This is a genomic window from Nitratireductor sp. StC3 (assembly GCF_003015025.1).
Classification (GTDB): domain Bacteria; phylum Pseudomonadota; class Alphaproteobacteria; order Rhizobiales; family Rhizobiaceae; genus Mangrovimarina; species Mangrovimarina alexandrii.
Map to the genome: position 1 here is coordinate 1 of NZ_PYBP01000014.1, position 18,747 is coordinate 18,747.

The window sequence follows — 18,747 nt, forward strand, 5'->3', positions numbered from 1 at the left end:
AAACTCAAGGACTGGCGGCGTATCGCAACACGCTATGACCGGTGTGCCCACACCTTCTTCTCCGCCATCTGCATCGCAGCCACCGTCATCTTCTGGCTTTGATCAATGAGTCCTGAGCCTAGGCGCGAAGGGCGGAAAGAGGCGCGCGGAGACCATGACGCCCGAACGGCCCACGGAGATCGCGCGGAAGGCTGCACAGAAGCAGTGGAGCAGCGACTAAAGCGCCGCCAAGCGATCTCCTATGTACTGCCGAACCGGCCCGTAATCCTCTTCTTTCACGCACCTTTTTACCCATTCGGCGCACATGGCATGCCAAAGGACATTGCCGCCTACCGTTAGCCGCCTTGCCGCATCAAAATGCACAAGACGCTGCGCATGACTCCTGCAATCGCAGCAGGCGTGACTGACAAGCTCTGGTCAATGGACGATCTGGTCGCGATGATGGACGCGGTTGCGCCGAAGCCGGGGCCGCGCGGGCCTTATAAAAAACGGGCCTGAGTGCCTTTTTGTTGCCAAATCCACTCCTATTTAACAGGGAACCAAATCGCCCTTTACGCTTTGCTAGAATGTGCGTTGCAAAATGGGCGGGCTTGGACAATGATGCGTCTCAACGATCCACGGAGGTTGTTATGAAGCGAGAAGGTTTCGGAGGCTAACGAACAATGCCGGTTGAGCCGTCAGAGGCATTGACCGTCACATCTATTGCTTTCTGGATTGGCCCCATCATCCAAGCTGGGGCCATTCTTGTATCTGCCGCCTGTGTAGCGTGGATGATACGGACCAACCGAGCGATTGCACGTCAGCGTGCGGTGTTGGATTTTATCGTCAAAGAGCAAACCGATAGCGACATGCTCGAAGCGCGAAAGCGGTTCGTGAAGCTAAAGCAGGATGGGGCAATGGAACAGTATGCCGCCCCAGCCCAGCTCGCCAGCGAGCAGGCGGCAGACATTCGCTTTATTCTCAACATGTATGAGGTGATGGCGATCGGCATCAAAAAGAATGCCTATGAGGAAGCCATATACAAGGACTGGTGCCGCACCACGGCGGTCAAAGACTGGATTGCCTGCAAGGGCTTCGTCTCCCGATACCAAAGCGACTACAACCCGCGCATCTATCAAGAGTTTGAAAAGCTCGCAAAAAAGTGGGCAACGCCCGACGAAGCGAAGCACTGCTAATTTTCAAACTGAGACACTCCACACGCGCGCCAACGCTTGACGATCCGTGCAAATGCCACTATGGGAGGCCGACTTTTCCGAGAGGCCGCCCTGAAACGTCCGCGCGCCATGATGATGGTGCGGTTTGGATTTTGGCCGGTGTCGAACCGAAGGTACGAATTATGTCCCGCGCTTGCGAACTGACCACCAAGTCCGTGCTCTACGGCAACAATGTAAGCCACGCCAACAACAAGACGCGTCGCCGTTTCCTGCCCAATCTCGTCAACGTGACGCTGATGTCGGAAGCGCTGAACCGCAACGTGCGCCTGCGCGTGTCGGCGAGTGCGCTGCGCACAGTCGAGCATCGCGGCGGGCTGGACGCTTTCCTGCTCAAGGCCGACACCACCGAACTGTCGCCCAAGGCGCGCCTGCTGAAAAAGCAGATCGTCAAGAAGCTCGACGAGGCGCCGGCATCGGCCTGAGCTAATTTTTCCAGGCGGGGGACAACCGCCTTACTTGGGCGCCGTGACGCAAGCCGCCACGGCGCCCACTGGTTCCATCACCCAGGCTAAAAAAATGACCCGCATGACCTCCATTGCCCCTTTCGTGCTCGCGATGACCGCTGTCGTCGCCGCCTCCAACTATCTGGTTCAGTTGCCCTTCGCCCATTTCGGGCTCGAGGAGATTCTCACCTGGGGCGCCTTCACCTATCCCGTCGCCTTTCTGGTCAACGATCTGACCAACCGACGCTTCGGCCCGCTCGCCGCCCGCAAGGTGGTGCTTGCGGGCTTCGTGCTCGCCGTTGCGCTGTCGATCTGGCTCGCGACGCCGCGCATCGCGATCGCGTCGGGCAGCGCCTTCCTGGCCGCCCAGTTCTTCGACGTCGCGGTCTTCGACCGGCTGCGCAAGAACGCCTGGTGGCAGGCGCCGTTCGTCTCAACCGTGCTCGGCTCGATGCTCGACACGGTGCTGTTCTTCTCGATCGCCTTTGCCGGGGCTTTCGCAGGCCTCGACGCCCTGTTCGGCATGGAGGACGGGTCGCTTGCCTTTCCCGTCGCCTTTCTGGGCTGGCAGGTGCCGCTATGGGTGTCGCTGGCGCTAGGCGATTTCGCCGTCAAGATCGGCGTCGGGCTTGTCATGCTGGCGCCTTACGGCGCGCTGCTTTCGGTGCTGAAGCCCGTCCCAGCGGCCAGATAGGCCGACACGCGGCGCGCGCGCGAAACGCGCCGCCCGTCACTCCTCGTGCAGGCGGAATTCCAGGTAGAGATTACGCTGCAGGATGGAGTGGTTGTCGTCGGAAATCAGCGACACCATGACGGCGCCGTCGGCGCGCCGCCACACGTCGAGCCCTTCCATATTGTCGATCTGGTAGCCCATATCGGCTTCGAGCAGCACGGGGCCGTCGGCCACCTTGCCCTTGCCGATGCTGTCGCCCTCGATGCGTTTCAGCCGGATCGCCACGCCTTTGGCGACCGAGTAGCTGCGCTCCAACAGCAACAGATCGCCGTCCGGCAGGAAGGCGCCGTCGGTGATGTCGAAATCGCCGCTGCGCCGGACAGTGAAAATACCCTTGGTCGGTCCTTCGAGGATCGCGCCGAAGATGTCGCCTTTCCTGTCGAGGCTCTTTTCGGAAATGACGATGCGCGCGCCCTCATGCCGCCCCTCGGCCGGCGCATAGAGCACGGTTTCGAAACCGCGATTGCGCCGCAGCTCGTGGGCCGGCACCAGAAAGTCGAGATCGCGCAGCGGGCCCTTCATGTCCTTCGGCGTCAGCCGGAACACCGAGATGCGGTGCGCTCGCTCGAAGCCGACCGTCGCCTCGTCGCCGTTTACGGCCAGCCCCTCGGCGTCGGTGGTCCATTTGCGGCCGATGACATCGCCCTGGTCGTCCACCATCTGCTGCAGGGTGAAATCGGCGAAACCGGAGGGACGGCCCGCCTCATCCCGAACGAGGCGGCCGAAATACCAGAAGCCGGTATCGGTCACACCGACGAAACGCTGGCCCGGGTCGAGGAAACGGATCGCCGACATGGCGCCGAAATTCCAGGAGCCCGAGCCGAGCTCCAGCCCGCCGACGAATTCGAGCGAACCGAAACGGGTTTCGCCGGAACCGAGCTTGAATTGATGGATCGGCCGCGCACTGATCTCGGCCCGCTCCACCGGCGCCGGCTGCGCCCGCACGTCGACGGGAAACGCCAAGCCGACGATCGCGAGACCGGCCGCGAACCGGACCGCCCGAAGCCCGCGCCTGGCCAAGACCGTCAGCCCGCCCGCCGCATCGCGGCCCCGCCACGGCGATCGCCCTGACCGTTTTCCTCCTCGAACAGCGCGGCAAGCTGCTCGGTCATGGCGCCGGCAAGTTCCTCGGCGTCGACGATGGTGACGGCGCGGCGGTAATAGCGCGTCACGTCGTGCCCGATGCCGATCGCGATCAGTTCGACCGGCGAGCGCGTCTCGATCATCTCGATCACGGCGCGCAGATGCCGTTCGAGATAATTGCCCGGATTGACCGACAAGGTGGAATCGTCGACCGGCGCGCCGTCGGAAATCATCATCAGGATGCGACGCTGCTCGCGCCGGCCGATCAGGCGGTTATGCGCCCACAAGAGCGCCTCGCCGTCGATGTTTTCCTTCAGCAGCCCCTCGCGCATCATCAGGCCGAGATTGCGGCGCGCGCGCCGCCATGGCGCGTCGGCGGATTTGTAGATGATGTGGCGCAGATCGTTGAGCCGGCCCGGATTGGCGGGCTTGCCGTCCTTCAGCCATTTCTCGCGCGCCTGCCCGCCTTTCCAGGCCCGCGTGGTGAAGCCGAGGATTTCGACCGAAACGCCGCACCGCTCGAGCGTGCGCGCGAGAATGTCGGCGCAGGTCGCCGCCACCGTGATCGGGCGCCCGCGCATGGAGCCGGAATTGTCCAGCACCAGCGTGACCACCGTGTCGCGGAAATTGGTGTCGCGCTCCTGCTTGAACGACAGCGGCTGCATCGGATCGATCACCACGCGCATCAGCCGCGCCGTGTCGAGATAGCCTTCCTCTAGGTCGAAATCCCAGGACCGGTTCTGCTGCGCCATCAGCCGGCGCTGCAGCCGGTTGGCGAGCCGGCCGACCACGCCCTGCAGATTGGCGAGTTGCTTGTCGAGGAAGGCGCGCAGCCGCTCAAGCTCCTCCTCCTCGCACAGCTCCTCCGCGCCGATCGTCTCGTCGAAGGACGTGGTGAACACCTTGTAGTCGAAATCCGGCGGAAGCGACGTGTAGGGCAGGTCCGGACGCTTCGCCTCGCCGGGCGTCTCGGCGTCGTCGACATCCTCATCGGACAGGTCGTCGGAGGTGGCGTCGGTCGCTTCGCTTTCGCCCGCCTCCTGGTCCTCGTCTGAGGCCTCGCTGTCGTCGGACTGCGAATCCTCGCTGCCCTGATCCTGGTCGTCGCCTTCCTCGCTCTGGTCCTCGCCCTCGGGCGGTTCCTCGTTGTCCTCGCTCTCCTGGGTTTCCTCCTCGTCGCCCAGTTCCTCGGCCATTTCCATCGACACCAGCATGTCGCGCACCGTGCGGGCGAATGCCGTCTGGTCTTCCAGGTCGCCGGCAAGCCGCTCGATATCGGCGCCGGCCTTGTCCTCGATCCAGTCGCGCCACAGATCGACCAGCCGTTCGCCGCTGCGCGGTGCCGCCCGGCCGGTCAGTTTCTCGCGCACCATCAGCGCGATCGCCTCCTCGATCGGCGCATCGGCCTGCTCGGCCACGGCCCCCAGATTGGCCTTGGAATATTTGTCCTCCAGCATCAGCGCCAGATTGTCGCCGACGCCGGTCATCGCGCGCGCGCCGATCGCCTCGACCCGGGCCTGCTCGACGGCGTCGAACACGGCGCGCGCCTGCTTGCCTTCGGGCGCCAGCCGGGTGTGCACGGCATTGTCGTGGCAGGCGCGCCGAAGCGCCATCGAATCGCCGATACCCCGCGTTACCGACAGCTCGTTCGCCGTCGGCCGCTTGGTCAGGTCGGGCAGGCGCGCCCGGTGGCCGGCGAGCGCCGGCTTGTCCTTTGCGAACGCGACCTCGAGCTCACCGTCCCCCGAAATGGCGCGCATGCACACCGACACGGCGCGCTTGAAGGCTTCCGCCTCGCCCGCCGTCCTGGGTTTGCCGCTGCGCTGGTTGTCGCCTGGACCCGCCATGCGTGTTCCGTATCACCCCAAAACCACGTTGGCGGCCGATTCCTTCAGCTCCTCGCCGAAGGCGCGCTGGTAGAACTCGGCCACGAGAGCCCGCTCCAGCTCGTCGCACTTGTTGAGGAAGGTGAGCCGGAAGGCATGGCCGACATCGCCGAAGATCTCGGCGTTTTCGGCCCAGGTGATCACCGTGCGCGGGCTCATCACCGTCGCCAGGTCGCCGTTCATGAAGGCCGAGCGCGTCATGTCGGCCACCCGCACCATCTTGTTGACGATGTCACGGCCCTTGTCGTTGCGATAGTGCTTGGCCTTGGCCAGCACGATCTCGACCTCGTTGTCGTGCGGCAGATAGTTGAGCGTGGTGACGATCGACCAGCGGTCCATCTGCGCCTGGTTGATCTGCTGCGTGCCGTGATAGAGCCCGGTCGTATCGCCGAGGCCGACCGTGTTGGCGGTCGCGAACAGGCGAAAGGCTGGATGCGGCCGGATGACGCGGCTCTGGTCGAGCAGGGTCAGGCGCCCCGACGATTCCAGCACGCGCTGGATGACGAACATCACGTCCGGGCGGCCGGCGTCGTATTCGTCGAAACACAGGGCGACATTATGCTGGTAGGCCCAAGGCAGGATGCCGTCGCGGAACTCCGTCACCTGCTTGCCGTCCTTGAGCACGATCGCGTCCTTGCCGACGAGATCGATACGGCTGACATGGCTGTCGAGATTGACGCGCACGCACGGCCAGTTGAGGCGGGCCGCGACCTGCTCGATATGGGTCGACTTGCCGGTACCGTGATAGCCCGAGATCATGACGCGGCGGTTGAAGGCGAAGCCGGCCAGGATGGCGAGCGTGGTGTCCCGGTCGAAGAGATAGTCGGGATCCACGTCGGGGACGTGCTGATCGGCGGCCGAATAGGCGGGCACGACCATGTCCGAGGAAAAGCCGAACGTGTCCTTCACCGAGATGGTCGTATCGGGAAGATTGGCGATGTCGCGATCGATCTTGTTCATCATGCCTCCAGCGCGCCGCAAGCCTTCGGGCGTCGCCGTTTGTTTCTCACGAATTCGGGGGCAGTGCTTACCAGACCTTGGCTTCAACAGAAACCGGATTGTTTGAGCACCCGGTAGGCCTGGATCACGTCGCGGAACCGGTCTTCCGAACCCCGGTCGCCGCCATTCGCATCCGGATGGTGGCGCTTTACGAGTTCTTTATAGCGCGCCTTGATGTCCGCGCCAGTCGCTTTCTCGTCAAGCCCAAGCGTTTCCAGCGCCTTGGCCTCAAGCGGCTTGGCCTTGCGCACGCGCGGCCGCGACGGCTCGGCATCGCCGAAAAGGTTGAACGGATCGCGCACCCGCCGATAGTAACCGGCCCGACCGGACCGCTTGTCGGCGATATCGGGGCTCGACCGGGAGGCGGATTTCGCGCCCATCGCCCAGGTCGGGCGGTGGCCGGTCAGCGCCTCTTTCTGATAGCGCGCGACTTCGCTGTCGGCGAGGCCGGAGAAATAATTGTAGCCCTTGTTGTACTGGCGCACGTGATCCAGGCAGAAACAGAAATACTCGCCCTCGCGCAGACGTCCGACCGGCGCGCGGTGCAGGCCGGCCTCGCCACAGCCGTCCCACTGGCAGCGCGGCGCAGCCGACTTCACCTCCGCCTCGGGATCGGGGCGGACGCGAATGCGGTCAAAGAGTTTCGAATCCAGTTTCATACCTGCCCGATTATGGTGGCTTCGGCCCCGGAAACAAGAATTGACATTTGCGCAAGGTTGCCCCTACCCCGGTGATTTGCGCATTCCGGCCCGAAACCGACCGCACAGGAGATCCCGCATGAGCCTTCAATCAGCGATCGAGACCAAGCTGCGCGCACGGTTTTCGCCCGAAAGCCTGGACGTCCTCAACGAAAGCCATCTTCATGCCGGCCATCACCATCTCGACGGCGGCCACGAGGCCGTCTTCGACGGCAGCGGCGAAACCCATTTCCGCATCCGCATCGTGTCGGAGGTTTTCGCCGGCATGAGCCGGGTCGAGCGCCACCGCGCCGTCAACGAGGCGCTGGCCGAGGAACTGCGCGCCGGCCTGCACGCGCTCGCCATCGAGCCGACGGCGCCGGGAGAAAAGACCCGGCGCTGACGCAACGAGCGCTATTTCTCGGCCTCGCGCACCCGCAGCTTCACGATCCGGTTCTTGTTGCGCTTCATGACGATGAAGCGTTTGCCGTGGAAGGTGAAGGCCTGTTTTTCCTCAGGGATCGACTGCGCCTCGTGGATCACCAGCCCGGCGATCGTCGTCGCCTCCTCGTCCGGCAGGTTCCAGTCGAGCGCGCGGTTCAGGTCGCGGATCGGCACCGACCCGTCGACCACGACCGAGCCGTCCGCCTCCTGCTTGACGCCCTGAACGTCGACATCGTGCTCGTCGGCGATCTCGCCGACGATCTCCTCGATGATGTCCTCCAGCGTCACCAGCCCCTCGACCTCGCCATATTCGTCGACCACGATCGCCACATGCGCCTTCTTGCGCAGGAAGGCGTTGAGCTGGTCGTGCAGCGTCGTGGTGTCCGGAACGAACCAGGGTTTGCTCGCCACTTTGAGGATGTCGACGCGCCGCGGGTCGTTGTCGACATCGTGCAGGGCGCGCAGGAGATCCTTGGCGTGGACCACGCCGACGATGTTGTCGGTCGACTGCCGGTAGACCGGAATGCGCGTGTAGGGGCTTTGCAGGATCTCGCGCACCACCACGTCCGGCGGATCGTCGGCATTGACGAGCCGCATGCCGGTGCGATGGATCATCACGTCGGAGACTTCGAGCTCGGCGAGATCCAGCAGCCCGCCGACCCGGTCGCGCTCCTGCTTGATGAAGGCGCCCTCGCGATGCAGAACCTCGACCGTGCCGCGCAATTCGTCGTGCGCCGACACCATCGGCGCGTCCCGGGCCAGGTTGATGCCGAAAAGCACCAGGATGCCGCGCACGACGACATTGGCCGCGGAGGACACCGGGCCGAACACGAAAACCACGGCGCGCGCGAACGGCGACACCGTCAGCGCGAATTGCTCGGGCCGGAACAGCGCCAGCGATTTCGGCAGGATTTCCGCGAAGATCACCAGCATCGCCGTCATGATCAGCGTGGCGTAGACCACGCCGGCCTCGCCGAACAGCCTGAGAAAAAGACTGGTCGTCAGCGCCGAGGCCAGGATGTTGACCAGATTGTTGCCGATCAGCAGCGCGCCCACCAGGCGGTCCTTGCGCTCGATCAGCTTTTCGACGATCCCGGCGCGGACATGGCCTCCGGCCGCGAGCGAATGCAGCCGCGCCTTCGAGGCCGCCGTCATGCCGGTTTCGCTGCCCGAAAACAAAAAGGACAGCATGATCAGGAAAAGGATGACGGCACCAGTCACCCACAATTCGGATGTCATCCCGGATGGTTCTCCCTGAGAAAGGACAGCACTTCCGCAGCCGGCACGTCCTTGGCGATGTAGGACTGGCCGATGCCGCGGGTCAGGACGAAGGTCAGCGCGCCGCGCGAGACCTTCTTGTCCTGCATAATATAGGCGAGCAATGTCTCGGCGTCCGGAAGCTGCCCGGAAATATCGGCCATGCGCGTCGGCAGGCCGACGGCCGCCAGATGCGCCTCCACCCTGGCGGCGGCGTCGGCGCTGCACTGGTTGAGCCGTACCGAGAAGCGATGCGCCAGCGTCATGCCGATCGCGACGCCCTCGCCGTGCACCAGTCTTTCGCCGTCATACCCGGTGGCGGCCTCGAGCGCGTGACCGAACGTGTGGCCGAGATTGAGCAGCGCGCGCTCGCCCGCCTCGGTCTCGTCGCGGGCCACGATCGCCGCCTTGGCCCGGCACGATTCCGCGATCGCCTCGGCCCGCGCCGCACCGCCCGAAAACACCGCGCGCCAGTTTTTTTCCAGCCAGTCGAAAAAGCCGGGCCGGTCGATCAGCCCGTATTTGACCATCTCGGCATAGCCGGCACGGAATTCGCGCGCCGGCAGCGTGTCGAGCACGGCCGTGTCGGCAAGCACCAGGCGCGGCTGGTGGAACACGCCGACCAGGTTCTTGCCGCGGGCGGTGTTGATGCCCGTTTTGCCGCCGACGGAGGAATCGACCTGCGCCAGCAGCGAGGTCGGCACCTGGACAAAGCCCATCCCGCGCCGCACGACGCCGGCGGCGAAGCCGGCCAGGTCGCCGATCACGCCGCCGCCGAGCGCGATCACCAGGTCGCCGCGCTCGAGGCGGGCCTCCAGCAAGGCGTCGACGACCTGCTCGAACGGTCCGAAACTCTTGGTTTTCTCGCCTGGATCGAGCGTGATGACGCTCTGGTCTATCCCGGCTCGGGCAAGGCTGTCGGCAAGCGCATCGAGATGGACGGCGGCGACGTTTTTGTCGGTAATCACCGCGCAGCGCACGCCGGCCGTCCGGCGCGCGATCTCGTCACCGGCCCGCGCGACCAGCCCGGGGCCGATCAGAATGTCGTAGGCGCGCGCGCCGAGACCGACCTCGACGCGCGTAACCGGCATGTTCGCGGCGTCCTGCATCATTGCGCGCCCTCCTTGTCCTTTCCGGCTTCCAGATGCCGCAGCAGCGCGACAAGCGCTTCCTGCGCGATCACATCCTTCGGTTCGTCGCGCGACTGGACGGTGACGTCGGCCAAGGCATAGACCGGGTAGCGCTCCGCCATCAGTCGGTCCATCACGGCCCTCGGATCGGCGTTTTTCAGCAGCGGACGGTGCCGGTTTTTCATGACCCGTTCCATCAACACGTCCAGATCCGCCTTGAGCCAGATCGACACCGCGCGCTCCGCGATCGCCTGTCGTGTCTGCGCGTTCATGAAAGCGCCGCCGCCCGTCGACACGACGCGCCCGCCCTCGTCGAGCAGCCGTGCGATCACCCTGCGTTCGAGTGAGCGGAATTCGCTTTCGCCATAAAGCGCGAACAGATCGGCCACCGACAGGCGCGACACGGCCTCGATCTCGTGATCGCTGTCGATGAACGGCAGATCGAGCATCTGCGCGACCTTTCGCCCGATAGCCGTCTTGCCCGCGCCCATCAGCCCTGTGAAAACAATCGTCTTCTTGCCGAGCAGCTCTCGCAGCCTGGTTTCGACGGCATTCGGCGCGGTCGTCATGAAACAGTTCCTTCGCCGCGCGTATGCACATGAAAACCGTGAAGGCGTCAAGCGGTTGTGCGCATCTGCGCCGGGGTTGAATTCGCCCCCTTGCCAAAGCATAAGTAGGCGGGCGGGCACAGTATTGGGGAATTTCTGGGCGAATGCCGACCCTTTTTCGGTTCTTGGTGACCATAGCGGTCCTGGTTGGCATCGCATATGGAGCGATGTTCGCGCTGGCCACATTCGTGGAACCCAGGAAGGGCGAGATGTCGGTCAGGATTCCGCCTGAGAAGCTCAACCCCTAGGGTCAGGCACCGGCGACCTTCCGGAACGGGACGCGATGAACAGCCAGGCCGCGATCGAAGCCTTTCTGGAAATGATGAGCGCCGAGCGCGGCGCCAGCGCCAACACGCTCGACGCCTATCGGCGCGACCTCGAGGAAGCCCATGGCGACATGACCGGCGGCCTTGCCGATGCCGATGCCGCCGCCATCCACGCCTATCTGGAATCGGTCGCGGCCCGGGGGTTCGCGCCCTCGACCCAGGCCCGTAAACTGTCCGCCCTGCGTCAGTTTTTCCGCTTTCTCTATGGCGAGGGATGGCGCACGGACGACCCGACCGGAACCGCGAGCGCACCGCGCAGGACAGCGGCCTTGCCCAAAATTCTCAGCGAAGCCGAGACCGGGCGGCTGCTCGATCTGGCGGCGGCCGAGGCGGCAAACCCGCCGCCGGGCGTGGCGCCTGTCGCGGCCATCCGCCTGCATGCGCTTGTCGAGACGCTCTACGCGACCGGCCTGCGGGTTTCGGAACTGGTCGCGCTGCCGCTCAGCGTGGCGCTGCGCGACGACCGGTTCTTCGTGGTTCGCGGCAAGGGCGGCAAGCAGCGCATGGTGCCGCTGACGGACGGCGCGCGCCGGGCGATGAAAACGTGGCTCGACGCCCGCGCCGCCGGCAAAAGCACCGCCGACAGTGCGTTTTTGTTTCCCGCCGCCTCGGCGAGCGGATATCTGCCCCGGCAGGCATTCGCCCGCGAGTTGAAAGCACTGGCCGCGCGGGCCGGCATCGCATCGTCGAAAATATCACCGCACGTGATCCGTCACGCCTTTGCCAGCCATTTGCTGCAAAACGGTGCCGATCTGCGCGCGGTTCAGCAATTGCTCGGCCACGCCGACATTTCGACGACGCAGATCTACACCCATGTGTTGGAAGAACGCCTGGTGCGGCTGGTCAACGACCATCATCCGCTTGCCGATTAGACCCGCGAACGTTATGTGAGGGCCAGTCCGGCGCCGGAACCGGTCGACAACGACCGGTTGAGCGCCTTTTTCGCGTATCGTGAGCACGGCTGATCCACAGCGAATGTACAATTATCTCGACTTCGAAAAACCCGTCGCGGATCTTGAGGGCAAGATCCTCGAATTGAAGAAGCTCAACGAAAGCGGTGAAGCCGTTGACGTGGCCGACGAGATCGCACGCCTGGAAAAACGCGCCGCCGATGCCTTGAAAGAAGCCTACCGGGCGCTGACGCCCTGGCAAAAGACCCAGGTCGCGCGCCATCCCGACCGGCCGCATTGCCTCGACTACGTCAAGCACCTGTTCACCGATTTCACCGCGCTGGCCGGCGACCGCAGTTTCGGCGAGGACAACGCCATCATCGGCGGGTTCGCCCGCTTCAACGGCCAGCCAGTGGCGGTTCTCGGCCAGGAAAAGGGCGCCGATACCAAAAGCCGGCTGAAACACAATTTCGGCTCGGCCAGGCCCGAGGGCTATCGCAAGGCCGTCCGCATCATGAACCTCGCCGACCGCTTCGACGTGCCCCTGGTGACGCTGGTCGACACGGCCGGCGCCTATCCGGGCGTGGGCGCGGAGGAGCGCGGCCAGGCCGAGGCGATCGCACGCTCGATTTCCGCCTCGCTGGCCCTGCGGGTGCCGGTCGTGTCGGTGGTGATCGGCGAAGGCGGCTCCGGCGGCGCGATCGCGATCGCCACGGCCAACAAGGTCTACATGCTGGAACATTCGATCTATTCGGTGATCTCGCCGGAAGGTGCGGCCTCGATCCTGTGGCATGATTCCACGCGCGCCAAGGACGCCGCCACCTCGATGAAGATCACCGCGCAGAACCTGCTCGAGATGAAGATCATCGACGGCATCATCCAGGAGCCGGTGGGCGGCGCCCATCGCGGCCCCGAAAGCGTGATCGAGGCGGCCGGCAAGCAGATTGCGACCGCCCTGGAGGAACTGGCCGGCGCCGATATGGACTGTCGCGAGCACCGGCGCGAAAAGTTCCTCGCCATCGGCCGATCGATCTGATCCGCCTCGGCTGCGGCGGGTTTGCGCTGTCGACGGGCCGGAAAACGGTCGCCGCGAACCGCAAACGACGCGATTTGGCCCCGCTTCGCCACAAAATCGCCAAGTCTTGGCCGTCAATGACAAGCGCGTGAGGCACGCGGGACGGACCTTGTGGTAAGGTTTTTTCAAGGTTAACGACCTTAACGTGCGCCGAATGCGTGGCCGCGCCAGACGCGGCCGCACCCGAAGCGATGCTTGTAGGTAGCCAAACACCGATGATCTTGAGCCTGACACGTGGGGGATTGCTTGTCGCGGCGCTGGCATTGGCGCTAGCCGGGTGCACGGAATCAACCCTGCAATCGGCCAGCGGCAAAGCCGAAAGGCCGGTGCCGGCGCGTCTCATTTCGGAGATGAAGGCCAAGGGAATGAACCGCAATTCGCCGGTCATGGCCCGTGTCTTCAAGGAGGAAGGCGAGCTCGAAGTCTGGAAGCAGAAGGCCAACGGCCGCTACGACCTGCTTGCCACCTACGAGATCTGCAAATGGTCTGGCAAGCTGGGGCCCAAATTCACCGAGGGCGACCGGCAGGCGCCGGAAGGGTTCTACACCGTCAAGCCGGCGCAGATGAACCCGCGTTCGAACTACCATCTCGCCTTCAACATCGGGTATCCGAACACCTATGACCGCGCCAATGGCCGCACCGGGTCGCATCTGATGGTGCACGGCGCCTGTTCGTCGGCGGGCTGCTATTCCATGAACGACAAGGAGATGGAGGAGATCTACGCGCTCGCCAGGGACGCCTTTCGCGGCGGGCAGCGCGAGTTTCAGATCCAGGCCTTCCCGTTCCGCATGACGGCGCGCAACATGGCGCGTTATCGCAACGACCCGAATTACACGTTCTGGACGATGCTGAAGGAAGGCTACGACCATTTCGAGATCACCAAGGTGCCGCCCAAGGTCGACGTGTGCGAGAAGCGTTATGTGTTCAATCGCACCACCGAAGGCGGCGCCGCCTTTTCGCCCACCGGCGCATGCCCGCCGAGCGTTCAGCCCGAAGCGCTGATGACGGCCTTTCAAAGCTATCGTTCGAACTACGAGGCGGCCTTCGCCACCCATACCGCTCGGGGCGGCGGCGAGGCGCCGAAAGCTTCGATCGCCGGTCTCAAGGAAGCCGATCTGGTTGCCGACTGGACCCGTCGCCGCGCCCGCGGCGAGCGCGTGCCGGTCGAGCCGCCGTCGCTGTCGCCGGACGGCACCGTGGTCACCACCTCGGTGATGGGACGCATCGATTCGCCCGCCGGCCGCCGCCAGGCCGCAATCGACGCCGAAAAGGCGGCCAAGCGCAAGGCCGAGGAGGAAAAGGCCGCAGCCGTGCGCCGCGCCGCCGAGGCCAAGGCTGCCGCCGAAGCCGCCGAGAAGGAAGAGGCCGAAGCGGCCGAGCGCGCCGCCGCGGCCCCTGCCGAGGCCGCCCCGCAGGACGATCCGGGCATGCTCGGCTCGGTACGCAAGCGCTTTACCAATCTTTTCGGAAGCTGACGCCGCGGCCATGTCCGCTGCCACGGATGTCTACGATCTGAGAGGCCTGCAATGCCCGCTGCCCGTCCTGCGGACCCGCAAACGGCTGGAGGGCATGCAGGCCGGCGCATGGCTGTGGGTGGAAACCACCGATCCGCTCGCGGTGATCGACATTCCCGCCTTTTGCGCCGAGGCCGGGCACCGGCTGATGTCGAGCGAGGCCGCACAAGGCGGCGGCCACCGCTTCCTGATCGAACGGGGCGGGTAGCGCCCTCACCGGCGGCGCACCGCCTCCTTCAGGGCCGGTATCCGCCGATCGCGAGCGGATTGTCCTCCAGCGCGCGGCGATCGGGGGTATCGATCCCCGGCCGCTCCGCGAAGGCGTCGAACAGGCGGCGTACATAATCCTGCGGCACATCCTTGGTGATCAGCACCAGCCGTGTCCCGCGCCTGTCGTCGGGCCAGGCGGCAAGCCGCACCGGCGGATGCAGGAAGCGCCGCACGCCGTGAATGACCAACGGCCGCTCCGGCTCCTCGACCGTCTCGACGATGCCCTTCATGCGCAGCAGGCCTTCGCCATGCGTGGAACGCAGGAGGTCGAGGAAATTGGCCACCGCCGCGAAGGCGATCGGCCGGTCCAGCGTCAGCGAAAACGTCTCGAAACGATGATCGTGCGCATGGTGGTGATCGTGCCCGTGCCCGTCGTCGGCGTGGTCGTGGTGATGATCATCGGCCGCGACCGCGCGCAGCCATCGTTCGACATCGACGCTCTTGGTCGAGGGGTCGTAGAGCCCGCAATCGAACAAGGATCCGACATCCGCCTCGCCGCCGGCCGCATCGAGGATCGGCGCGCCGGGATTGAGCCGCGCCAGCCGCGCGCGCAAGGACGCCACCGCTTCGGCGGAAGCCAGGTCCGTCTTGGTCAGCACGATCCGGTCGGCCACCGCGACCTGGCGCACCGCCTCCTCATGCGCGTCGAGCGTGGCCTCGCCGTTGAGCGCGTCGGCGACCGCGATCACCCCGTCGAGCCGATAGGCGGCCAACAGCGCCGGATGCGCCATGATCGACTGCAGCACCGGGCAGGGGTCGGCGAGCCCGGTGGTCTCGACGACGACGCGCGCGAGCGGGGCCAGCCGGCCGGTCTGCACCCGGTCGGCGAGATCGGCCAGCGTGTCGACCAGTTCCCCGCGCACGGTGCAGCACAGGCAGCCGTCGGACAGTTCGATGATGCCGTCGGAGGCCTGCTCGACCAGGAGATGGTCGATCGGCACGTCGCCGAACTCGTTGATGATGACCGCGGTTCCGGCCATGTCCGGCGCCTTCAGGAGCCGGTTGAGCAACGTCGTCTTGCCCGCACCGAGAAATCCGGTGAGCACGCTGACGGGAACGGGCTGGCGGGGAGCGTTCTGCGGGTCCATGTCCAAGCCGCTATTGCACCGCCGTTTGCGTTGCCGGCTTGTAGTCGGGACGCGGCGTGGGAATGGGCACGTTGGCGTATTCGACCGCCGCCGCCGGCGATTTCGGACCCGTCGCGCCGCCGAGACCGACGGCGACCAGGCGCGGCTCGCGATCAAGATCGCGGATATAGGGCGAGCGGATGATCATGCTGCCGTCCTCGTCACGGTTTTCGGCCCGCTGCTTGCGCGCTTCCTCGGTGCAGATCACCGGGCGCATGTTCGTCGCCTCGGCGAGCATGCCGCCGCCGACCGGCAGCGCGGCCAGCGACGAGGCGAAGGATTGGTTGCGTTTGAACCCGTCCTCCAGCAACTGCGCCGCCTTCTCGGCCCGTTGCGAGACGGACGCTTCGCCGACCAGCACGGCGATGATCGTGCGCCCCTCGCGAGTCGCCGAGGCCACGAGATTGAAGCCGGCCGGACAGGTAAAGCCGGTCTTCATGCCGTCGGCACCGTCGAACCGGCCGATCAGCGTGTTGTGGTTGGGCAGCTTCACCTTGCCGGCCGCCAGCCCCTCGATCGCGAAATAGCCGACATTTTCGGGAAATTCCCGACGGATCGCCAAGGCCAGAAACGCCATGTCGCGTGCCGTCGTGTATTGTTCGTCGTCGTGCAGCCCGTGCGCATTGACCCAGTGCGAACCGCTCATGCCCAAACGGCGCGATTCCGCATTCATGCGCGTGGCGAAGGCCTTTTCGGACCCGGCGATGCTTTCGGCGATCGCCGTGGCGACGTCATTGGCCGACTTGACCATGATGATCTTGATTGCGTTGTCAAGGGTCAGCACCGAGCCGGGCTTGTAGCCCATCTTGCTCGGCGGTTCCTTGGCCGCGTTCTTGGAGATCGTCACCGGCGATTTCAGCGTCACCTCGCCGGCCTTGATGGCGCGAAAGGCGACATAGGCCGTCATCAGCTTCGACAGCGAGGCCGGATACCAGCGCCGAAACGCCTCCTCCTGGGCCAGCACCTTGCCCGACTTCAAGTCGACGACGATCGAAGGCCCCGCCTGTGCCGGCGATGCCGTCCACACCATGGAAGCCGCCAGCAGCCACGCGGGATTTACGAGACGCCTCGCCCAATTCCGTGTCGATTTCACTATGGCCTCTCCAGGGATTTGCGCTACCTTCGCCCGGTCCCGACAGGCCCGCAAGGCGGAACGGGACGCCTGGCCGAGCGTCGGCGGGTCTTATTTAGCGCATGTGACGCCATGATGGCAAAGCCGGCCGGGACCGGCGCGACGGGGCGGATTTGCGCCTTGATGTGGAGTGGGAGCCTAAGGAATGCCAATACTCAACCGCGCGGCCGAGCTTCAGGAGGAAGTCAGTGGATGGCGGCGCCAGCTGCACCGCAGGCCGGAGCTGAATTTCGACCTGTTCGAAACCTCGACCTTCGTGGCCGACAAGCTGCGCGAGTTCGGGTGCGACGAGGTCGCCACCGGGATCGCCAAGACCGGCGTCGTCGGCCTCATCCGCGGGCGCCTGGGCGACGGGCCGACGATCGGGCTGCGCTCCGACATGGACGCGCTGCCGATCAACGAGGCGAGCGGCGTTCCGCACGCCTCCGAAACCCCCGGCAAGATGCACGCCTGCGGCCATGACGGCCATACCGCCATGTTGCTCGGCGCGGCCAAATACCTGACCGAGACCCGCAATTTCCACGGCACGGTGGCGGTCATCTTCCAGCCGGCGGAGGAAGGCGGCGGCGGCGGCCGCGTCATGGTCAAGGAAGGGCTGATGGAGCGCTTCGGCATCGAGCGCGTCTTCGGCATGCACAATGCGCCGGGCCTGCCCGTCGGCCAGTTCGCCACCCGGCCCGGACCGATCATGGCCTCGACCGCGGAATTCACCATCACCATCAAGGGCAAGGGCGGGCACGCCGCCTTTCCGCACCAGACGGTGGACCCGATCGTCGTCACCAGCCGGATCGTCGGCGCGATGCAGTCGATCGCCTCGCGCAGCGCCGACCCCGTCGACGCGCTGGTCGTCTCGGTGACGAAATTCCACGCCGGCGACGCCTACAACGTCATTCCCGAAACGGCCGAGATCGCCGGCACGGTGCGCACGCTGCGTCGCGAGACCGCCGACCTGGCCGAGGAGCGCATCCGCGCGCTGGTGACCGGCATCGCGGTGGCGAGCGGGGCGGAGGCGAATATCCACTACGACCGCAACTATCCCGTCACCTTCAACCATGCCGAAGAGACCGATTTCGCCGTCGACGTGGCGCGCGACGTCGCCGGCGACGCCAAGGTCGACCCGCAGATGCCCGCGATGATGGGCGGCGAGGATTTTTCCTACATGCTGGAAGCCCGGCCCGGCTCGTTCATCTTCGTCGGCAATGGCGACACCGCCAATCTCCACCACCCCGCCTACGACTTCAACGACGAGGCGATCCCGCACGGTATTTCCTATTGGGTGCGGCTGACGGAAAAGGCGCTCGCCGCCTGAAGCGGGGCCTGCGCCGGTTGGCCCAAAAACGCCGATCGCGCCACAGGGCATGCGTCGACGCCGCCTCCCCCATCGTCTAACCGGCGGCGCGACGGCGGCGCCGAAGACCACGCCATGGCCGAGACCGCGCAGCCAAAACGGTTGGCGAAGCGGCGCGAAACCGCTATGAGGGCGGCGGGGTCCCGTAGCTCAGCAGGATAGAGCATCAGATTCCTAATCTGAGGGTCGCAGGTTCGAATCCTGCCGGGATCACCAGTTTCTCAAGGTCAATTCCGGACGCGGGGCGGCGTCCCGAGCCGCTGGGGACGCGATTACGCGGCGCCGCAGATTTCAGAGAAGGGTCGCGGTCAGTTGATCGTCATGACGACGGCGTCATCGTCGTCATTCCGCGCCGGCGCCACCGGACCGAGCTCCAGATGCCATGCCGCCGGAAGTCGCTTCTCTTCCAAAAAGCGCTTGATCTCGCCCGGGCATTCGCAAGCCGCCTTGGCGGCCAGAAAGGCGCTGTAGGGAATATTCCGGGACTGGGTCTGCATCGCAACCTCCTCCTTGCCCGGCATTGAAGCCGCAGAAATTGGCCGAAATCTGACAGACACTAATTTTTCGTGAACGCGGTGTCCGGCGGCGCGA

The 18,747-nt window shown here is 65.2% G+C and carries 20 protein-coding genes, 1 tRNA gene and 2 pseudogenes; 13 read left to right on the forward strand and 10 right to left on the reverse strand.

What is annotated here, in order from left to right; genetic code table 11:
* The 5 genes and pseudogenes from C7T96_RS21160 to C7T96_RS21180 all read left to right on the forward strand — a co-directional run.
* Nucleotides 1-102 (forward strand): annotated as a pseudogene (locus C7T96_RS21160) (IS5/IS1182 family transposase); the annotation flags it as partial.
* 249 nt (nt 103-351) lie between these two features.
* Nucleotides 352-498 (forward strand): annotated as a pseudogene (locus C7T96_RS24100) (IS1 family transposase); the annotation flags it as partial.
* Nucleotides 499-662: 164 nt separating this feature from the next.
* Entirely contained in the window at nt 663-1,175 is a 513-nt protein-coding gene (locus tag C7T96_RS21170; RefSeq protein ID WP_106573251.1) for a DUF4760 domain-containing protein, read from the forward strand.
* Nucleotides 1,176-1,336: 161 nt separating this feature from the next.
* Entirely contained in the window at nt 1,337-1,636 is a 300-nt protein-coding gene (gene rpmB, locus C7T96_RS21175; RefSeq protein WP_106573252.1) for a 50S ribosomal protein L28, read from the forward strand.
* Nucleotides 1,637-1,730: 94 nt separating this feature from the next.
* Complete coding sequence (locus C7T96_RS21180) at nt 1,731-2,351, forward strand: queuosine precursor transporter (RefSeq protein WP_106573253.1); 621 nt, start codon at nt 1,731-1,733, stop codon at nt 2,349-2,351.
* Nucleotides 2,352-2,387: 36 nt separating this feature from the next.
* On the opposite strand, the gene C7T96_RS21185 is transcribed toward C7T96_RS21180, so the two are convergent.
* The 4 genes from C7T96_RS21185 to C7T96_RS21200 all read right to left on the reverse strand — a co-directional run bounded on the left by C7T96_RS21185 (nt 2,388) and on the right by C7T96_RS21200 (nt 7,017).
* Nucleotides 2,388-3,353 (reverse strand): esterase-like activity of phytase family protein, encoded by a 966-nt coding sequence (locus C7T96_RS21185; RefSeq protein ID WP_238719764.1) that lies wholly within the window; start codon nt 3,351-3,353, stop codon nt 2,388-2,390.
* 62 nt (nt 3,354-3,415) lie between these two features.
* Nucleotides 3,416-5,320 (reverse strand): cobaltochelatase subunit CobT, encoded by a 1,905-nt coding sequence (gene cobT / locus C7T96_RS21190; RefSeq protein WP_106573255.1) that lies wholly within the window; start codon nt 5,318-5,320, stop codon nt 3,416-3,418.
* Between the two features lie 12 nt (nt 5,321-5,332).
* On the reverse strand, nt 5,333-6,319 hold the full coding sequence (cobS, locus tag C7T96_RS21195; protein WP_106573322.1) for a cobaltochelatase subunit CobS: 987 nt from the start codon (nt 6,317-6,319) through the stop codon (nt 5,333-5,335).
* Nucleotides 6,320-6,402: 83 nt separating this feature from the next.
* On the reverse strand, nt 6,403-7,017 hold the full coding sequence (locus C7T96_RS21200; protein WP_106573256.1) for a J domain-containing protein: 615 nt from the start codon (nt 7,015-7,017) through the stop codon (nt 6,403-6,405).
* Between the two features lie 118 nt (nt 7,018-7,135).
* Here C7T96_RS21200 and C7T96_RS21205 point away from each other — a divergent pair, with 118 nt between their 5' ends.
* Nucleotides 7,136-7,438 carry a BolA family protein gene (locus C7T96_RS21205; protein ID WP_106573257.1) on the forward strand — a complete coding sequence of 101 codons (303 nt, stop codon included), beginning with the start codon at nt 7,136-7,138 and terminating at the stop codon, nt 7,436-7,438.
* Between the two features lie 11 nt (nt 7,439-7,449).
* On the opposite strand, the gene C7T96_RS21210 is transcribed toward C7T96_RS21205, so the two are convergent.
* Genes C7T96_RS21210 through C7T96_RS21220 form a run of 3 tightly spaced genes read right to left on the reverse strand, consistent with a single transcriptional unit; the run spans nt 7,450 to nt 10,435 of the window.
* Nucleotides 7,450-8,718: an HlyC/CorC family transporter gene (locus tag C7T96_RS21210; RefSeq protein ID WP_106573258.1), complete on the reverse strand. Its 1,269-nt coding sequence runs from the start codon at nt 8,716-8,718 to the stop codon at nt 7,450-7,452.
* Nucleotides 8,715-9,848 carry a 3-dehydroquinate synthase gene (aroB, locus tag C7T96_RS21215; RefSeq protein ID WP_245414204.1) on the reverse strand — a complete coding sequence of 378 codons (1,134 nt, stop codon included), beginning with the start codon at nt 9,846-9,848 and terminating at the stop codon, nt 8,715-8,717. The genes C7T96_RS21210 and aroB overlap by 4 nt, the downstream gene beginning before the upstream one ends.
* Nucleotides 9,845-10,435: a shikimate kinase gene (locus C7T96_RS21220; RefSeq protein WP_106573259.1), complete on the reverse strand. Its 591-nt coding sequence runs from the start codon at nt 10,433-10,435 to the stop codon at nt 9,845-9,847. Before C7T96_RS21220 ends, aroB begins: the two co-directional genes overlap by 4 nt.
* A gap of 143 nt (nt 10,436-10,578) precedes the next feature.
* Between C7T96_RS21220 and C7T96_RS24430 the strand changes: the two genes are divergently transcribed.
* The 5 genes from C7T96_RS24430 to C7T96_RS21245 all read left to right on the forward strand — a co-directional run bounded on the left by C7T96_RS24430 (nt 10,579) and on the right by C7T96_RS21245 (nt 14,487).
* Nucleotides 10,579-10,722, forward strand: coding sequence for a histidine kinase (locus C7T96_RS24430; protein ID WP_106573260.1), 144 nt, complete (start codon nt 10,579-10,581; stop codon nt 10,720-10,722).
* A gap of 35 nt (nt 10,723-10,757) precedes the next feature.
* Complete coding sequence (locus C7T96_RS21230) at nt 10,758-11,672, forward strand: site-specific tyrosine recombinase XerD (protein WP_106573261.1); 915 nt, start codon at nt 10,758-10,760, stop codon at nt 11,670-11,672.
* 103 nt (nt 11,673-11,775) lie between these two features.
* A complete protein-coding gene (locus tag C7T96_RS21235; protein ID WP_106573262.1) occupies nt 11,776-12,726 on the forward strand; it encodes an acetyl-CoA carboxylase carboxyltransferase subunit alpha in 951 nt (316 codons plus the stop codon).
* Between the two features lie 254 nt (nt 12,727-12,980).
* Nucleotides 12,981-14,240, forward strand: coding sequence for a murein L,D-transpeptidase family protein (locus C7T96_RS21240; protein ID WP_106573263.1), 1,260 nt, complete (start codon nt 12,981-12,983; stop codon nt 14,238-14,240).
* Between the two features lie 10 nt (nt 14,241-14,250).
* The gene (locus tag C7T96_RS21245; RefSeq protein ID WP_106573264.1) at nt 14,251-14,487 is read left to right on the forward strand and encodes a sulfurtransferase TusA family protein; all 237 of its coding nucleotides are present in this window, start codon (nt 14,251-14,253) and stop codon (nt 14,485-14,487) included.
* A gap of 28 nt (nt 14,488-14,515) precedes the next feature.
* On the opposite strand, the gene C7T96_RS21250 is transcribed toward C7T96_RS21245, so the two are convergent.
* Both C7T96_RS21250 and C7T96_RS21255 read right to left on the reverse strand, forming a co-directional pair.
* The gene (locus C7T96_RS21250; RefSeq protein WP_106573265.1) at nt 14,516-15,637 is read right to left on the reverse strand and encodes a GTP-binding protein; all 1,122 of its coding nucleotides are present in this window, start codon (nt 15,635-15,637) and stop codon (nt 14,516-14,518) included.
* Between the two features lie 10 nt (nt 15,638-15,647).
* Nucleotides 15,648-16,706: a D-alanyl-D-alanine carboxypeptidase family protein gene (locus C7T96_RS21255; protein WP_106573266.1), complete on the reverse strand. Its 1,059-nt coding sequence runs from the start codon at nt 16,704-16,706 to the stop codon at nt 15,648-15,650.
* A gap of 247 nt (nt 16,707-16,953) precedes the next feature.
* Here C7T96_RS21255 and C7T96_RS21260 point away from each other — a divergent pair, with 247 nt between their 5' ends.
* Complete coding sequence (locus C7T96_RS21260) at nt 16,954-18,117, forward strand: M20 aminoacylase family protein (RefSeq protein WP_106573267.1); 1,164 nt, start codon at nt 16,954-16,956, stop codon at nt 18,115-18,117.
* A 178-nt stretch (nt 18,118-18,295) separates the two neighbouring features.
* Nucleotides 18,296-18,372: transfer RNA gene (locus tag C7T96_RS21265), tRNA-Arg, on the forward strand.
* Nucleotides 18,373-18,464: 92 nt separating this feature from the next.
* Here C7T96_RS21265 and C7T96_RS21270 read toward each other — a convergent pair.
* Nucleotides 18,465-18,653, reverse strand: a complete 189-nt coding sequence (locus tag C7T96_RS21270) for a hypothetical protein (RefSeq protein WP_146149223.1) — start codon at nt 18,651-18,653, stop codon at nt 18,465-18,467.
* Between the last annotated feature and the right edge of the window lie 94 nt (nt 18,654-18,747).

Bases quoted from the DNA above. Each gene is read 5' to 3' on its own strand.
- C7T96_RS21245 (WP_106573264.1), top strand. From the start codon at position 14,251: ATGTCCGCTGCCACGGATGTCTACGATCTGAGAGGCCTGCAATGCCCG.
- C7T96_RS21230 (WP_106573261.1), top strand. From the start codon at position 10,758: ATGAACAGCCAGGCCGCGATCGAAGCCTTTCTGGAAATGATGAGCGCC.
- C7T96_RS21250 (WP_106573265.1), bottom strand. From the start codon at position 15,637: ATGGACCCGCAGAACGCTCCCCGCCAGCCCGTTCCCGTCAGCGTGCTC.
- C7T96_RS21260 (WP_106573267.1), top strand. From the start codon at position 16,954: ATGCCAATACTCAACCGCGCGGCCGAGCTTCAGGAGGAAGTCAGTGGA.
- C7T96_RS21210 (WP_106573258.1), bottom strand. From the start codon at position 8,718: ATGACATCCGAATTGTGGGTGACTGGTGCCGTCATCCTTTTCCTGATC.
- aroB (WP_245414204.1), bottom strand. From the start codon at position 9,848: ATGATGCAGGACGCCGCGAACATGCCGGTTACGCGCGTCGAGGTCGGT.
- C7T96_RS21255 (WP_106573266.1), bottom strand. From the start codon at position 16,706: ATGGTGTGGACGGCATCGCCGGCACAGGCGGGGCCTTCGATCGTCGTC.
- C7T96_RS24430 (WP_106573260.1), top strand. From the start codon at position 10,579: ATGCCGACCCTTTTTCGGTTCTTGGTGACCATAGCGGTCCTGGTTGGC.
- rpmB (WP_106573252.1), top strand. From the start codon at position 1,337: ATGTCCCGCGCTTGCGAACTGACCACCAAGTCCGTGCTCTACGGCAAC.
- C7T96_RS21200 (WP_106573256.1), bottom strand. From the start codon at position 7,017: ATGAAACTGGATTCGAAACTCTTTGACCGCATTCGCGTCCGCCCCGAT.
- C7T96_RS21170 (WP_106573251.1), top strand. From the start codon at position 663: ATGCCGGTTGAGCCGTCAGAGGCATTGACCGTCACATCTATTGCTTTC.
- cobS (WP_106573322.1), bottom strand. From the start codon at position 6,319: ATGAACAAGATCGATCGCGACATCGCCAATCTTCCCGATACGACCATC.
- C7T96_RS21240 (WP_106573263.1), top strand. From the start codon at position 12,981: ATGATCTTGAGCCTGACACGTGGGGGATTGCTTGTCGCGGCGCTGGCA.
- C7T96_RS21220 (WP_106573259.1), bottom strand. From the start codon at position 10,435: ATGACGACCGCGCCGAATGCCGTCGAAACCAGGCTGCGAGAGCTGCTC.
- C7T96_RS21180 (WP_106573253.1), top strand. From the start codon at position 1,731: ATGACCCGCATGACCTCCATTGCCCCTTTCGTGCTCGCGATGACCGCT.
- C7T96_RS21270 (WP_146149223.1), bottom strand. From the start codon at position 18,653: ATGCAGACCCAGTCCCGGAATATTCCCTACAGCGCCTTTCTGGCCGCC.
- C7T96_RS21235 (WP_106573262.1), top strand. From the start codon at position 11,776: ATGTACAATTATCTCGACTTCGAAAAACCCGTCGCGGATCTTGAGGGC.
- C7T96_RS21205 (WP_106573257.1), top strand. From the start codon at position 7,136: ATGAGCCTTCAATCAGCGATCGAGACCAAGCTGCGCGCACGGTTTTCG.
- cobT (WP_106573255.1), bottom strand. From the start codon at position 5,320: ATGGCGGGTCCAGGCGACAACCAGCGCAGCGGCAAACCCAGGACGGCG.